At 74.2% G+C, this 12,931-nt stretch carries 11 protein-coding genes and 1 pseudogene; 6 read left to right on the forward strand and 6 right to left on the reverse strand.

The window, feature by feature from the left end; translation table 11 throughout:
* The first annotated feature begins 56 nt into the window (after positions 1–56).
* Positions 57–2,072, forward strand: coding sequence for a serine/threonine-protein kinase (locus tag ACQPZG_RS29935; RefSeq protein WP_433548808.1), 2,016 nt, complete (start codon positions 57–59; stop codon positions 2,070–2,072).
* A gap of 23 nt (positions 2,073–2,095) precedes the next feature.
* Here the strand turns inward: ACQPZG_RS29935 and ACQPZG_RS29940 are convergent, their stop codons facing one another.
* Positions 2,096–3,097 carry a LacI family DNA-binding transcriptional regulator gene (locus ACQPZG_RS29940; RefSeq protein WP_433549600.1) on the reverse strand — a complete coding sequence of 334 codons (1,002 nt, stop codon included), beginning with the start codon at positions 3,095–3,097 and terminating at the stop codon, positions 2,096–2,098.
* A 266-nt stretch (positions 3,098–3,363) separates the two neighbouring features.
* On the opposite strand from ACQPZG_RS29940, the gene ACQPZG_RS29945 reads away from it, so the two are divergent.
* A complete protein-coding gene (locus tag ACQPZG_RS29945) occupies positions 3,364–4,332 on the forward strand; it encodes an ROK family protein (RefSeq protein ID WP_433548809.1) in 969 nt (322 codons plus the stop codon).
* Positions 4,333–4,360: 28 nt separating this feature from the next.
* On the opposite strand, the pseudogene ACQPZG_RS29950 reads toward ACQPZG_RS29945, so the two are convergent.
* Positions 4,361–5,641: pseudogene (locus tag ACQPZG_RS29950) on the reverse strand (glycoside hydrolase family 27 protein); the annotation flags it as partial.
* Between the two features lie 152 nt (positions 5,642–5,793).
* On the opposite strand from ACQPZG_RS29950, the gene ACQPZG_RS29955 reads away from it, so the two are divergent.
* Together ACQPZG_RS29955 and ACQPZG_RS29960 are read left to right on the forward strand one after the other, a co-directional pair.
* Positions 5,794–6,351 carry a cupin domain-containing protein gene (locus tag ACQPZG_RS29955; protein WP_433548810.1) on the forward strand — a complete coding sequence of 186 codons (558 nt, stop codon included), beginning with the start codon at positions 5,794–5,796 and terminating at the stop codon, positions 6,349–6,351.
* Positions 6,344–7,117: an SDR family NAD(P)-dependent oxidoreductase gene (locus ACQPZG_RS29960; protein ID WP_433548811.1), complete on the forward strand. Its 774-nt coding sequence runs from the start codon at positions 6,344–6,346 to the stop codon at positions 7,115–7,117. The genes ACQPZG_RS29955 and ACQPZG_RS29960 overlap by 8 nt, the downstream gene beginning before the upstream one ends.
* 18 nt (positions 7,118–7,135) lie before the next feature.
* Here the strand turns inward: ACQPZG_RS29960 and ACQPZG_RS29965 are convergent, their stop codons facing one another.
* Positions 7,136–7,321: a hypothetical protein gene (locus tag ACQPZG_RS29965; protein WP_433548812.1), complete on the reverse strand. Its 186-nt coding sequence runs from the start codon at positions 7,319–7,321 to the stop codon at positions 7,136–7,138.
* A gap of 262 nt (positions 7,322–7,583) precedes the next feature.
* Here ACQPZG_RS29965 and ACQPZG_RS29970 point away from each other — a divergent pair, with 262 nt between their 5' ends.
* Positions 7,584–8,624, forward strand: a complete 1,041-nt coding sequence (locus tag ACQPZG_RS29970; protein WP_433548813.1) for an NUDIX hydrolase — start codon at positions 7,584–7,586, stop codon at positions 8,622–8,624.
* 29 nt (positions 8,625–8,653) lie between these two features.
* Here the strand turns inward: ACQPZG_RS29970 and ACQPZG_RS29975 are convergent, their stop codons facing one another.
* Both ACQPZG_RS29975 and ACQPZG_RS29980 read right to left on the reverse strand, forming a co-directional pair.
* The gene (locus ACQPZG_RS29975) at positions 8,654–9,364 is read right to left on the reverse strand and encodes an MBL fold metallo-hydrolase (RefSeq protein WP_433548814.1); all 711 of its coding nucleotides are present in this window, start codon (positions 9,362–9,364) and stop codon (positions 8,654–8,656) included.
* A gap of 89 nt (positions 9,365–9,453) precedes the next feature.
* Positions 9,454–10,821, reverse strand: a complete 1,368-nt coding sequence (locus tag ACQPZG_RS29980) for a dipeptidase (protein WP_433548815.1) — start codon at positions 10,819–10,821, stop codon at positions 9,454–9,456.
* A gap of 186 nt (positions 10,822–11,007) precedes the next feature.
* Here ACQPZG_RS29980 and ACQPZG_RS29985 point away from each other — a divergent pair, with 186 nt between their 5' ends.
* Positions 11,008–12,306 carry a geranylgeranyl reductase family protein gene (locus ACQPZG_RS29985; RefSeq protein WP_433548816.1) on the forward strand — a complete coding sequence of 433 codons (1,299 nt, stop codon included), beginning with the start codon at positions 11,008–11,010 and terminating at the stop codon, positions 12,304–12,306.
* Positions 12,307–12,412: 106 nt separating this feature from the next.
* On the opposite strand, the gene ACQPZG_RS29990 is transcribed toward ACQPZG_RS29985, so the two are convergent.
* Complete coding sequence (locus tag ACQPZG_RS29990) at positions 12,413–12,706, reverse strand: DUF6332 family protein (protein WP_433548817.1); 294 nt, start codon at positions 12,704–12,706, stop codon at positions 12,413–12,415.
* Positions 12,707–12,931 lie beyond the last annotated feature (225 nt).

Genomic DNA, 12,931 nt, shown 5'->3' on the forward strand with positions numbered 1-12,931 from the left:
GTCACCGCTGCCCCGTACTCTGTTCGCAACCACATTGGGCGTAACGGATCGGGGCAGTGGTGGCTACGGGGGAGAACGAGCGGCTGGCCGGCCGCTACCGCGTGATCGAGCAGCTCGGCCGCGGCGGCATGGGCGTCGTCTGGCGGGCCGTCGACGAGGTGCTCGGCCGCGAGGTCGCCGTCAAGGAACTGCGCGCGTACAACGACGCCTCCGCCCCCGAACTGGCCGATCTGCGGGTACGGATGCAGCGCGAGGCCAGGGCCGCCGCCCGGGTCCGCCACCCCGGAGTCGTCGCCGTCCACGACGTCGCCGACCACGAGGGCCGCCCCGTCATCGTGATGGAGCTCGTCGACGGCCCGTCCCTGGACGCCGTGCTGACCGAGAAGGGCCTCCTGGATCCGCACGAGGCCGCAGCCCTGGGAGCCAGGGTGCTGGAGGCGCTCGGCGCCGCCCACCGCGTCGGCGTCCTGCACCGCGACGTGAAGCCGGGCAACATCCTGCTCGACGAGAGCGGCCGGATCGTCCTCACCGACTTCGGCATCGCCGCCATGGACGACCCGGGCGACGGCTCCACCACCCACCTCACCCGCAGCGGCGAACTGGTCGGCTCCCTCGACTACCTGGCACCCGAGCGCGCCCAGGGCCAGGAGCCGGGCCCCGCGTCCGACGTCTGGGCGCTCGGCGCCACGCTGTACACGGCCGTCGAGGGCGGCTCGCCCTTCCGCCGTACCTCGACCTGGTCGACGCTGACCGCCATCGTCGTCGACCCGCTCCCGGAGCCCGTGCGCTCCGGGCCGCTCGGTCCCGTACTGCAACGGCTCATGAGCAAGGACCCCGCCCAGCGGCCCGACGCCGTCGAGGCGGCGCGACTGCTGACCGCGATCGCCGGGGCGGGCCCGGCCGGGCCCGCCCCGCGCTCCGCGCACGAAGCGACCGGCCCGCACGCGCAACAGCCCCCGTCGCAGGGCGCCTTCGGCCCCGCCGTGCCCCCGGCCGCCGCGACCGGAACGCCCGCCCCGGCTCCGTACCTCCCACCGGCACCGGGCTTCGGACCGCCCGCCCCGCCCCCTCCCGGCGACTACGGCCCGGGGCAGGGCCGCCACGGCACGGGAGCGCACCCGGCCGCGCACCCCTCGTTCGCGACCGGGCCGAGGCACCTCACGGAGGACCCGGGCCACCTCACCGGGCCGACGCCCTCCGCCGGACCACAGGACCGGGCGGCCCACGCGACCGCCGCCGTCGCCACATCCGGAGGCGGTGGTCGGCGCGGGCGGGCGGCCCCCGCCGGCAGGGCCTCCGGCGCCCGGCGCAAGGCACTCGTGGCGTCGGGCGTCGCCGCGGTGCTGGTGACCGGTGCGGGAGTGACGTACGCCCTGGGCGACCGGGGCAGCGCACAGCAGACGGCGGGCAGCCCCGCGGCGAAGAGCTCACAGGCGGCCGACACGCCGCACGCGGACGGCCTGCCCGCCATCGAATCGCTGCCGACCGACGCCGCACAGAAGACCGCCGCGCCCACGTCCACCGGGAAGGACAAGGGCAGGGAGGCAGGCCGGAAGACGCCCACGCCCACCCCGGGCGGCACGAAGCCCGGCTCTCCGTCCAGCGGCACCGACGACGCGGGCAGCGGGGGCGGCACGGGCGCCAGGACGGCCGACAACGGCTCAGCGGGCGCCGACCCCGCAGGAGGGGCGGCCGGGTCGCCCGGCAAAGGAACGGCGGCGGGCGGCAGCGCGGGAGGCGCCGCCGCGACCGGGGGCGGCAACCCGCCCCCGCAGCCGCCCCCCGCGGCGCCGGTCTGCCAGGGCATCGGGGCCGGGAAGTACAACTGCGAGGTCTGGCGGACCTCCGACTCGATCCGCGCGAACGGCGAGCGGGCGGGCACCCTCAACGCCGGCACCAACTACTTCTACTGCCAGGCCGACCTCGGCCGCCGCGTCACCTACGGCAACTGGACGAACGTCTGGTGGGCCAGGACCGACGACGACAACGGCAACACGGGGGTGTACGTCAGCGTCGTCTACCTCAAGGGCGGCGACAACGACCGGCCGTTGCCCGGCCTGCCCACCTGCTGAGCCGCCCGGCACGGTCACCACGCTCACCCGTGGCCGGGCCCCGGCGGGATCTCGCCCGAGCCGCGCGGCACCAGGCGCGTCTCCAGCACCTCCTGCACCGGGGCTCCCCCCGCCCCGTCCAGCCGACGGAACAGCAGGTCGGCGGCCGTGCGGCCGAGCAGCGCCGCGTCCTGCGCGACAACCGTGACCCCGGGGTGCAGCAGATCGGCCAGTTCGAAGTCGTCGAACCCGACCAGGGCGACGGGGTGTTCGCGCCCCGCCAGCACCCGCACGACCGTGACCGTCACCCGGTTGTTGCCGGTGAAGATCGCGGTCACCGCCTCGTCCGCCGGGCCCGCCAGCATCGCCTCGGCGGCGGCCCTCACCCGCTCCGGTGCGGTGCTGCCGAGCGCCACCCACTCCTCGGCGACCGGAAGTCCGGCGTCCGCCATCGCGGCGTGGTAGCCGCGCAGCCGCTCGGTGGCGGTGTGGATGCGGGGCTGGTCGCCGATGAAACCGATCCGGCGGTGCCCGTGCGCGAGGAGGTGCGCCACGCCCGCGCGCGCCCCGCCGAAGCTGTCGGACCGTACGACGTCGGCCTCGATGCGTCCCGCCGGACGGTCCACGAACACGGTCGCGACCCCCGCCGCCATCTCGGGCTCCAGGTAGCGGTGGTCGTCGCCGGCCGGGATCACGATCAGCCCGTCCACCCGGCGGGCGCACAGGGCCAGCACCAACTCCTGTTCGCGGTCCGGGTCCTCGGCACTGGAGCCGTTGATGAGGAGGGCGCCGTGGGCACGGGCGACCTCCTCGACGGCCCGGTTCAGCGGCCCGTAGAACGGGTCGGCGAGGTCTTCGAGGACGAGGCCGATACTGGCGGTGCGGCCCTTGCGGAGCACCCGGGCGCTGTCGTTGCGGCGGAAACCCAGCGCGTCGATGGCCTCCCTGACACGCCGTTCGGTGTCCGGGGTGACACCCGACTCGGCGTTGACGACCCGGGAGACCGTCTTGAGGCCCACGCCCGCGCGGGCGGCGACGTCCTTCATGGTGGGCCGGTTCCCGTAGCGGCTCTGCGGTGGCACGGGGCGCCGGGACCCCCCTGCGGCGGAAGGGGGAGGAGCGGTGGTGTCGGCCACGGTGCGCTGTCCTTCGGTCGTCGGCGTGGGGGCGGGCCGCGGGGCGTCGCGGACGTCGCGTCGGCTCACGGCACAGAGCATAGGGCTCCCGCGCCTGGACAACGTTGTCAGGTATAGGGAGACTGGCGTGGCCCCGGATCTTCCCCGTTCCTCTTCTTCCCTGGAGTTGTACGCCGATGCACACCGAGTTCACCGACCTCGTCGCCGCGCTCGACATCGGCGGTACCAAGATCGCGGGTGCGCTGGTGGACGACACCGGCCGGATCCGCCTCAGGGCGCAGCGGCCGACGCCCGCGCAGGAGGACGGAGAGCGCGTGATGGCCGCGGTGGACGCGGTGCTCGCCGAACTGACGGCTTCTCCGCTGTGGTCCGAGGTGTCCGCCGTCGGCATCGGCAGTGCCGGCCCCGTCGACGCCGCCGCGGGTACGGTCAGCCCGGTCAACGTCCCCGGCTGGCGCGGCTTCCCGCTGGTCGCGCGGGTCCGGACGGCCGTCGGCGACCTTCCGGTGCGGCTGGTCGGCGACGGTGTCGCGATGACCGCCGCCGAGCACTGGAAGGGCGCCGCCCAGGGACACGACAACGCGCTCTGCCTGGTCGTCTCCACCGGCGTCGGCGGCGGGCTAATCCTGAACGGCCTTCCCCACCCCGGCCCCACCGGCAACGCGGGCCACATCGGGCACATCAGCGTCGACCTGGAGGGCGACCTCTGCCCGTGCGGCTCACGCGGCTGCGTCGAGCGCATCGCCAGCGGCCCCAACATCGCCCGGCGCGCCGCCGAGCAGGGCTGGCGCCCCGGCCCCGACGGCGACACCTCGGCCGCCGCCGTGGCCGCCGCGGCCCGCGCGGGCGATCCCGTCGCGCTCGCGTCGTTCGCCCGCGCGGCGCAGGCCCTGGCCGCCGGAATCGCCGCCACCGCCACTCTCGTCGAGGTGGACATCGCGGTGGTCGGCGGAGGGGTGGCGGGTGCGGGCGACGTCCTCTTCGAGCCGCTGCGGGCCGCGCTCGCGCAGTACGCCGCCCTGTCCTTCGTACGAGGGCTGAAGGCCGTGCCCGCCCGCATGGGCACCGATGCCGGTCTGGTGGGTGCGGCGGCCGCCGCACTGCTCGAAGGACGCGCGCGCGACGGCGGCAGCGGGCCGCGGTGAGCGCGCCGGGACGCGCTGCCTACCGGCCGTCGGCTCCCACCCGCAGCAGCGTCGTGCCGTGCGCGGGCACCGTCGCGGAGAGCGTGCCGGCGGACCGGACCTCCGTCTTGCGCCACAGGTCGCGCACCCGGTAGCCGGGGGCGTCGGGCAGACCGACGGCGGTGGCGGCGGTCGTGATGCGCTGCGGCTTGTCGCTCTCGTTGAACAGGGCCACGGCACGGCTGCCGTCCGCCAGTTCCTTGGCGACGACCCAGCGACCGCCCTCCGAGGAGACCACCGTGCCCTGCTTGCCGAGCGGGTCCTGGTCGACGGCGACGACCTCCCGGTTGGCGAGGATGTCGAAGGTCGCCCGGCCGGCCTTGCGCAGGTCGGTGCTGATGAACAGCGGGGCCGCCATGATCGACCACATGGAGAAGTGCGTGCGGTACTCCGTGTCGGTCATGCCGCCGTTGCCCACCTCCAGCAGGTCCGGGTCGTTCCAGCCGCCGGGACCCGCGTGCTCCGCCAGCCGCAGGTTCTCCTTCATGATCCCCAGCATGATCGGCCACTTGTCCTTGATGTCCCGGGTGGTGCGCCACATGTGGCCGACGTCCCGGCCCCACTCCCACGGCCGGTAGGAGCCCCATTCGCAGAGGCTGTAGAGGATGGGACGGCCGGTCCGGGCGGACGCGGCCTTCAGCGCGTCGCGCATGGTGGTGTACCGGAGCATGTGGTCGACGCCCTCGTTGTTGCAGTTGTCGTACTTGAGGAAGTCGACGCCCCACTCGGCGAACTGCTGCGCGTCGCTGTACTCGTGGTTCAGCGCGCCGGGCATGCCGACGCTGTCGCAGGTACGGGTGCCCGCGCTGCTGTAGAGGCCGAACTTCAGCCCCTTGGAGTGGACGTAGTCGGCGACCGCCTTGATCCCGTGGGGGAAGCGGACGGGGTCCGGCACCAGCTTGCCCGCGGCGTCGCGCTGCGGCTTCGCCCAGCAGTCGTCGAGATTGACGTACTCGTAGCCGGCCTCCTTGAGCCCCTTCGAGACGAAGAGGTCGGCGATGCCCTTGATCATGGCCTCGTTGAACTCGGCGCGGCAGTGGGTGGAGTTCCAGTTGTTGAAACCCATGGGCGGCGTGAGGGCCAGCGCTCCGGGGTGGGAGCCCGGGGCGGCGGCGGACGGATCCGCCCCCGAGGACGCCTCCGCGGCGGAGGACGGCGCCGGGACGCTCACCGCCCACAGCAGTCCGGCGGCGAGGGCCGCGGCCACCCCCGGGCGGGGCGCACGACGCGAGTGGCGGGGCGGGACCGGGCGACCGGACGAGGGATGCATGGAGAGTTCCTCCGTAGCGGCGGATGAACGCGACCGGCTCAGGAGAACACGGACGCCGCGGCGGTGCCCGCAGGCGGCCGGGCGTGTTCAGCCGCATCGACCGGACGGGCGGTCAGGGGTGGCGGGCGCCGAGCCCGGGTACGTTGAGCCCGGTGACCGTCGACGACGCACCCCTCACCGAAGCCCGTCTCCTCGCCCAGCGCCTCGGGCTGCAACCCCTGCCCGTGGAGGGAGGATTGTTCCGGCAGACCTGGGCGGGGCCGGCCGACGGAGCGGGGCGGCCCTCCGGCACGGCGATACTCGTCCTGCTCACCTCGGCCCCCGGAGACTTCTCGGCGCTGCACCGGCTGCCCGTCGACGAGATGTGGCACTTCTACCGCGGGGATCCGCTGGAGTTGCTGCTCCTGGCCCCCGACGGCACCGACCGGCTCGTACCGCTCGGAGATTTCACCCGGGGCGGCCCCGTGCAGTACCTCGTACGAGCGGGAACGTGGATGGGGGCGCGCGTGGCGCACGGCGGCGCGTGGTCGTTGTTCGGTACGACGATGGCTCCCGGCTTCCTGCCCGCGGACTACGAGGGCGGGGACGCGGAACGACTCGGCGCCCGCTATCCGCAACAGGCCGCCCGCATCCGGGAACTGTGCCGCGACGGAGCACCGCTCAGCATGATCCACGGCAAGAAGGGCAACGAGAGTGACGGAAATGCGTGAGGCGAACCCGCGGGACCTGACCGGGCGCGTCGCCCTGGTGACCGGCGCCAGCGGCCGGGTCGGCCGGGGAATCGCCGAGAGGTTCGCCGCCGCCGGGGCCGACGTCGTCGTCCACTACCGGCAGGACGAGAAGTCGGCCATGGCGCTCGTGGCGCGGATCGTGGACGCCGGCGGGCGCGCCCTGTCCGTACAGGCGGACCTGACGCGCGAGTCCGAGTGCCGACGGCTCGTCGAGACGGCGGCGGACTGGCGGGGCGGTCTGGACGTGCTGGTCAACAACGCGGGTATCCAGCCCACCCGCGACCTGGCGGACATGACCGCCGACCACTGGCGGGAGATGTACGACGCCAACACCACCAGCGCCCTCTGCTGCACCCGCGCCGCCGCGCCGCTCCTGGCCGCGAGGGGCGGCGGCAGCGTCGTCCACGTGGCCTCGATCGAGGCCGGCCAGGCCGCGCCCGGTCATGCGCACTACTGCGCGTCCAAGGCCGCACTGGTGATGTTCGCCCGCTCCGCCGCCCTCGAATACGGCCGGGACGGCATCCGCGTCAACAGCGTCTCGCCGGGCCTGATCGACCACCCCGGGCTCGCCGAACAATGGCCCGAGGGGGTGCGTCGCTGGGGCGAGGCCGCTCCGTTGCAGCGGCTCGGCACCCCCGAGGACGTCGGCAACGCGTGCGTCTTCCTCGCCTCCGACGCCGCCGCCTGGATCTCCGGTACGGACCTCGTGGTGGACGGCGGGATCAGCGCGCGGCCCACCTGGTGACCCGGCGGCGGTGCGCCGTCAGAGGGCGGCGGCCTCCGCGGGCGCCGCCGCCTGCGCCACGACCACCAGGAACGCGTCCGCGTCCAGGTCCATCACCACTTCGGCCGGGCAGCCCTCGGTGCGCCGCGCGTGGGCGTACTCCTCGGCGGGCCAGCTGCCCCGCGGGCCACCGGCCGGAAAACGACGCAAAACCGTGCGGTTCATGCCGCACCCCTCTCATCCGTGCTCCTGCTGTACCTCTGTGCGCCCAACGAGACTCCGTGACGACGGGTCACGGCCGCAGCCGTCCCGGGGCGCCCCCGTTATCTGCATCGACGCCGTGCGACGGGCACGGCGTTGCTCGCGGCGGGACACAGCACTGCCACGGTTGTGTACGCGGGCCGTCGCAGGCACCATGCCGCCGGGCCGGTTGTTCGTGGCAGGGTGTTGCGGGCAGTCCACTGGGGGCAACGGCAGAGGGGGAACCGTGATCGTTTGGGTCAACGGCGCGTTCGGGGCGGGCAAGACGACTACCGCGCGCGAGCTGATCGATCTGATCCCGAACAGCACCTTCTACGACCCGGAGCTGACCGGAGCCGCGCTCGAACACCTGCTGCCGCCCAAACGCCTCGCCGAGGTGGGCGACTTCCAGGACCTCCCCATGTGGCGGCGCATGGTCGTGGACACGGCGGCCGCCCTGCTCGCGGAGGTGGGCGGGGTGCTCGTGGTGCCCATGACGCTGCTCAGGCAGGAGTACCGGGACGAGATCTTCGGCGGGCTCGCGTCGCGCCGCATCCCCGTGCGGCACGTCCTGCTCCACGTGGAGGAAACGATCCTGCGGGAGCGGATCGCGGCCCGTGCGGAGCCCGGATTGAGCGCGGCGGACGCCGAGGTGCGGGTGCGGCAGTGGGCGTACGACCACATCGAGCCCTACCTGGCCGCGCTGGAGTGGATCGTCCCCGACGCGCACGTCGTCGACACCAGCCGGATCACGCCGTACGAAGCCGCCGCGGCCGTCGCCGAGGCGGTACGGTCCGGGGCGGCCGGGCCCTGCGACATCGTGCAGACGCCGCCGCCGACCGCCGAGACCCTCGCCGCGGGCGTGCTGCTCTTCGACGAGGAGGACAGGGTGCTGCTCGTCGACCCGACGTACAAGCCCGGCTGGGAGTTCCCCGGTGGGGTGGTCGAGCGGGGGGAGGCACCCGCGCGCGCGGGGGTGCGGGAGGTCGCCGAGGAGACCGGGATACGTCTGGAACGGGTGCCCCGGCTCCTGGTCGTCGACTGGGAACCGCCCCACCCACCCGGATTCGGCGGGCTGCGGCTGCTGTTCGACGGCGGACGTCTGGACGGGGACTCGGTGGAGCGGGTGCTGCTGCCGGGGCCGGAACTGCGGGAGTGGCGGTTCGTGCGCGAGGAGGAAGCGGCCGGGCTGCTGCCGCCGGAGAGGTACCAGCGGCTCCGGTGGGCGCTGCGCGCCAGGGAACGGGGGACGGTGCTCAACCTGGAGGCGGGAGTGCCGGTCGGCTGAGCGGGCGGGTGGTCCGGTGCACAGGGGCGCTACCCGGCGGACGAGGCCTGCTCCGCCGCCGTGAGCAGCCGTGTCGCGGCGTCCCGCGTGAGCGGGTCGCCGTGCCCGAAGCAGGCGACGGACGGGGCGAGCGAGGCCAGCCGGCGCATGGTGGCCAGCGCCTGCGGGCGGTCCACGTTGAAGACGCCGAGCATCACCTCGCCGACGGCGGCGATGCAGTCCCCGGTGAACAGGACGCCGTGGTGCGGGAGATGGACGCCGATCGAGCCGTCCGTGTGGCCCGGGGCGTGCACGACGCGCGCCCCGCCGCCGAAACCGAGGAGGTCGCCGTCCTCCAGCTCACGGTCCACCCGGGTGGGCGGGGCGGGCGGAACCGTCAGCCCGTGCTGGTACAGCGGCACCTCCCAGTCCAGCAGGTCGGGCTCCGGGGTGGGCGCGTCGCCCCGTACCACCGGCGCGTCCAGGCGGTGCGCGAGCACCTGGGCTCCGTAGCGGGCGGCCAACTCCTCGGCGGCGCCCACGTGGTCGCGATGGCAGTGGGTGAGGACGATGCGGCGCAGGTCCCGAGGATCGTGGCCCAGGCTCCGGACCGCCCGCTCGATGTCAGCGGCGGCATCCCGGTGCCCCGCGTCGATCAGGGTCAACTCCGTTCCCGCTGCGCCCTCTTCCCGCCACAGGTAGGCCTGGCCGATGGGGAAACGCAGCATGTGGAGGTGCGGCAGTATCTCTACGAGGTCCATGCGGCGAACGTACGAGACGCCGTACGCCCGCCGCAGGAATCTACGCTCAGCGCTTAGTTCGCCCAGCGCTGATCAGGGGCCCAGCGGCGTCAGACCGCCTTGGACGCCGCGTAGTTGCGGAGGAACAGGGCCTCGGCGACCGACAGGCGCTGCAACTCCTCGGGCGACACGCTCTCGTTCACCGCGTGGATCTGCGCCTCCGGCTCACTCAGCCCGATGAGGAGGATCTCCGCCCTCGGGTAGAGCGAGGCGAGCGTGTTGCACAGCGGGATGGAGCCGCCCATGCCGGAGACCTGCATCTCCTCCCCGGGGTAGGCGACGCGCATGGCGTCGGCCATCGAGGTGTACGCCGGACTGCTGGTGTCCGCCTTGAACGGCTGGCCCTGGCCGACCTGCTCGACGCTGACCCGGGCACCCCACGGGGCGTGCGCGTGCAGGTGCGCGGTCAGCAGCTTCGTCGCCTCGGCCGCGTCCTGGCCCGGGGGCACCCGCAGGCTGATCTGCGCGCGGGCACGCGCCTGGAGGGACGGCGTGGCGCCGACGACCGGCGGGCAGTCGATGCCGACCACGGTGACGGCCGGGCGCGCCCAGATCCGGTCGGCCACGGTGCCGTCCCCGATCAGACCGACGCCGTCGCGCACCCTCGCGTCGCCGCGGAACTCCTCCTCCGGGTACTGGAGGCCGTCCCAGGTCCCGTCCGCGGTGAGACCGTCGACGGTCGTCGAGCCGTCCGCGTCCCGCAGCGACGCCAGCAGGTGGATCATCGCGGCGAGCGCGTCGGGAGCGGCGCCGCCGAACTGCCCCGAGTGCAGGTTGCCTTCGAGGGTGTCCAGGGTGACCCGCAGCATCGTCATGCCGCGCAGGGTGGCCGTCACGGTCGGCAGGCCGACGCGGAAGTTGCCGGTGTCGCCGATCACGACGGTGTCGGCGGCGAGCAGGTCCGGGTGGGCCTCCGCGTACCGCTCCAGGCCGCCGGTGCCCTGCTCCTCGGACCCCTCGGCGACGACCTTCACGGAGACCGGGACGCCGCCGTTCTCCTTCAGCGCGCGCAGCGCCAGCAGGTGCATGAGGAAGCCGCCCTTGCAGTCGGCGGCCCCGCGCCCGTACCAGCGGCCGTCGCGCTCGGTCAGCTCGAACGGCGGTGAGAGCCACTCGTCCACACCGAGCGGCGGCTGTACGTCGTAGTGCGCATACAGCAGTACGGTCGGCGCGCCCTCGGGTCCGGGCAGGAAGCCGTACACCGACTGCGTCCCGTCGGGGGTGTCGAGCAGGGCGACGTCCTCGAAGCCCTCGGCGCGCAGCGCGTCGGCGCACCAGTTCGCCGCGGCCTCGCACTCGCTCCTGGGAAACTGGGCGGGGTCCGCCACCGACTGGAAGGCGACCAGCTCGGCGAGCTCCGTCCGGGCACGGGGCATCAGCGCGGCGACGGTCGTAGCGATCGGATGGGGGGCGGTCATGGGCGCGGCTCCTCGTGGGTGCGACGGTGAAACGGCTGGGTGACGCGGGGTGCGGTGCGGTGCAGCCGCATCGGTGACGCGGGTTCCGACCGTGCTTCCGGGACGTTTGTGCGTACGGGGAAGACGTGACCGATCCTCCCACAGGGGAGCCCGCGTCCGCCGCGCCGTAGGATGCCGCAGGAAAGCATGGGGCACGGGTCGGATCAGGAGCAGAAGCACATCGTGAGCAGCGAGAACGCAGACGCCACAGCAGACGCCGGACACGAGTGGGGCGAGGACGGCGGGCCCGTGTGGGACGTCGTGGTGGTCGGGGCAGGGCCTGCCGGGGCCTCCGCGGCGTACGCGGCGGCGAGCGCGGGGCGGCGCGTACTCCTGCTGGAGAAGGCGGAACTGCCCCGGTACAAGACGTGCGGCGGAGGCATCATCGGCCCGGCGCGCGACAGTCTGCCGCCCGGGTTCGTCCTGCCGCTGCGGGACCGGATCCACGCGGTGACCTTCTCGCTCGACGGGAAGCTGACGCGTACCAGGAAGTCCCGGAAGATGCTGTTCGGCCTGGTCAACCGGGCCGAGTTCGACCAGGCGCTGGTGGACACCGCGACGAAGGCGGGCGCCGTCCTGCGCACCGGCGCCACGGTCGCCCGCGTCGAACAGCACGGCGCGGCGGTCCCCGACCGGCGGACCGCGGCGGTGGTCCTCTCGGACGGGGAGACCGTGCTCGCGCGGGCCGTCGTCGGCGCCGACGGCAGCGCCAGCCGGATAGGGACGCACGTCGGCGTGGAGCTCGACCAGGTCGACCTCGGCCTGGAGGCCGAGATCCCCGTGCCCGCGACGGTCGCCGAGGACTGGGCCGGCCGGGTGCACCTCGACTGGGGCCCTCTTCCCGGGAGTTACGGCTGGGTCTTTCCCAAGGGCGACACGCTGACCGTCGGCGTGATCGCGAGCAAGGGCGAAGGGGCCGCCACCAAGCAGTACCTGACGGACTACATCGCGCGTCTCGGCCTCTCCGGCTTCGAGCCCTCGATCTCCTCCGGGCACCTGACCCGCTGCCGCGCCGCGGGGTCGCCGCTGTCGCGGGGCCGGGTGCTGGTGTGCGGGGACGCGGCGGGCCTGCTGGAGCCGTGGACCCGCGAGGGGATCTCCTTCGCGCTGCGGTCGGGACGGCTGGCGGGGGAGTGGGCGGTACGGATCGCCGAGGCGCAGGACGCGGTCGACGCCCGGCGGCAGGCCCTCAACTACGCCTTCGCGGTCAAGGCCGGGCTGGGCGTCGAGATGGGCGTCGGCAAGCGCCTGCTCGCCCAGTTCGCACGTCACCCGGCGGTGATGCACACCGCGCTCACCGGGTTCCGGCCGGCCTGGAGGGCGTTCGCCCGGGTGACCAGCGGAGCGACCACCCTGGCCGAGCTGGTGCGGATGCATCCGGTGGCGCACCGGATGCTGAGCGCGACGCACAAGCCGGACGCGGTGCCCGAGCCCGACGCGAAGTAGCACCGCCGCGCACGACGTTCGCCGCGGACGGCCCGTCGGACCGTCCCGGTCCGGCGGGCCGACGCGCGCGGTCGGTCCCGTCCGGGCACGCGGACCCGTTCTCCTCCTACGCGTCGGCGCGGGTGCGGCCCGGGTGGCCCGGCCGGGTGCCGGGCGCACCCCGGTAACGCCGCAGGACGTGCACGAGGCGCATCAGGAAGACCGCGGCGGCCAGCGTGCCCGCCGCGATGTGGAGGATCCTCGCCACGGCGGGGGAGAGGTCGAGGAAGTAGTCGGGGGTCAGCAGCGCGCAGAGCGTGACCACGGCCAGTACGGCGGCACTGACCAGCGCGTATCCGATCTCGATGGTCATGGCGTCGCGCTGTGCCTGTGTCCGGCGTGGCCGGGCTCCCGTCTCCATGAGGGGAAGTGTGACAAGCCGTGCGGCCGGTGGGAAGGGGCCCTGTCCCGGCCGGCCCTACGGCGCGTGGCCCGGCGGGCTTCTGTCGCGGCGGTGTCTGGTGTGCGGTGCGTGGCGTAGCGGCCTCGTGCTGCGGCGGTGCCCGGTCTGCGGTGGTGGCTGGGTGGCTTTCTGCCGCGGCGGTGCCCGGCGTGCGGTGGTGGCTGGGCGGCCCTCCGTCGCGGC

This window comes from Streptomyces sp. CA-294286 (assembly GCF_050947155.1).
GTDB lineage: Bacteria > Actinomycetota > Actinomycetes > Streptomycetales > Streptomycetaceae > Streptomyces.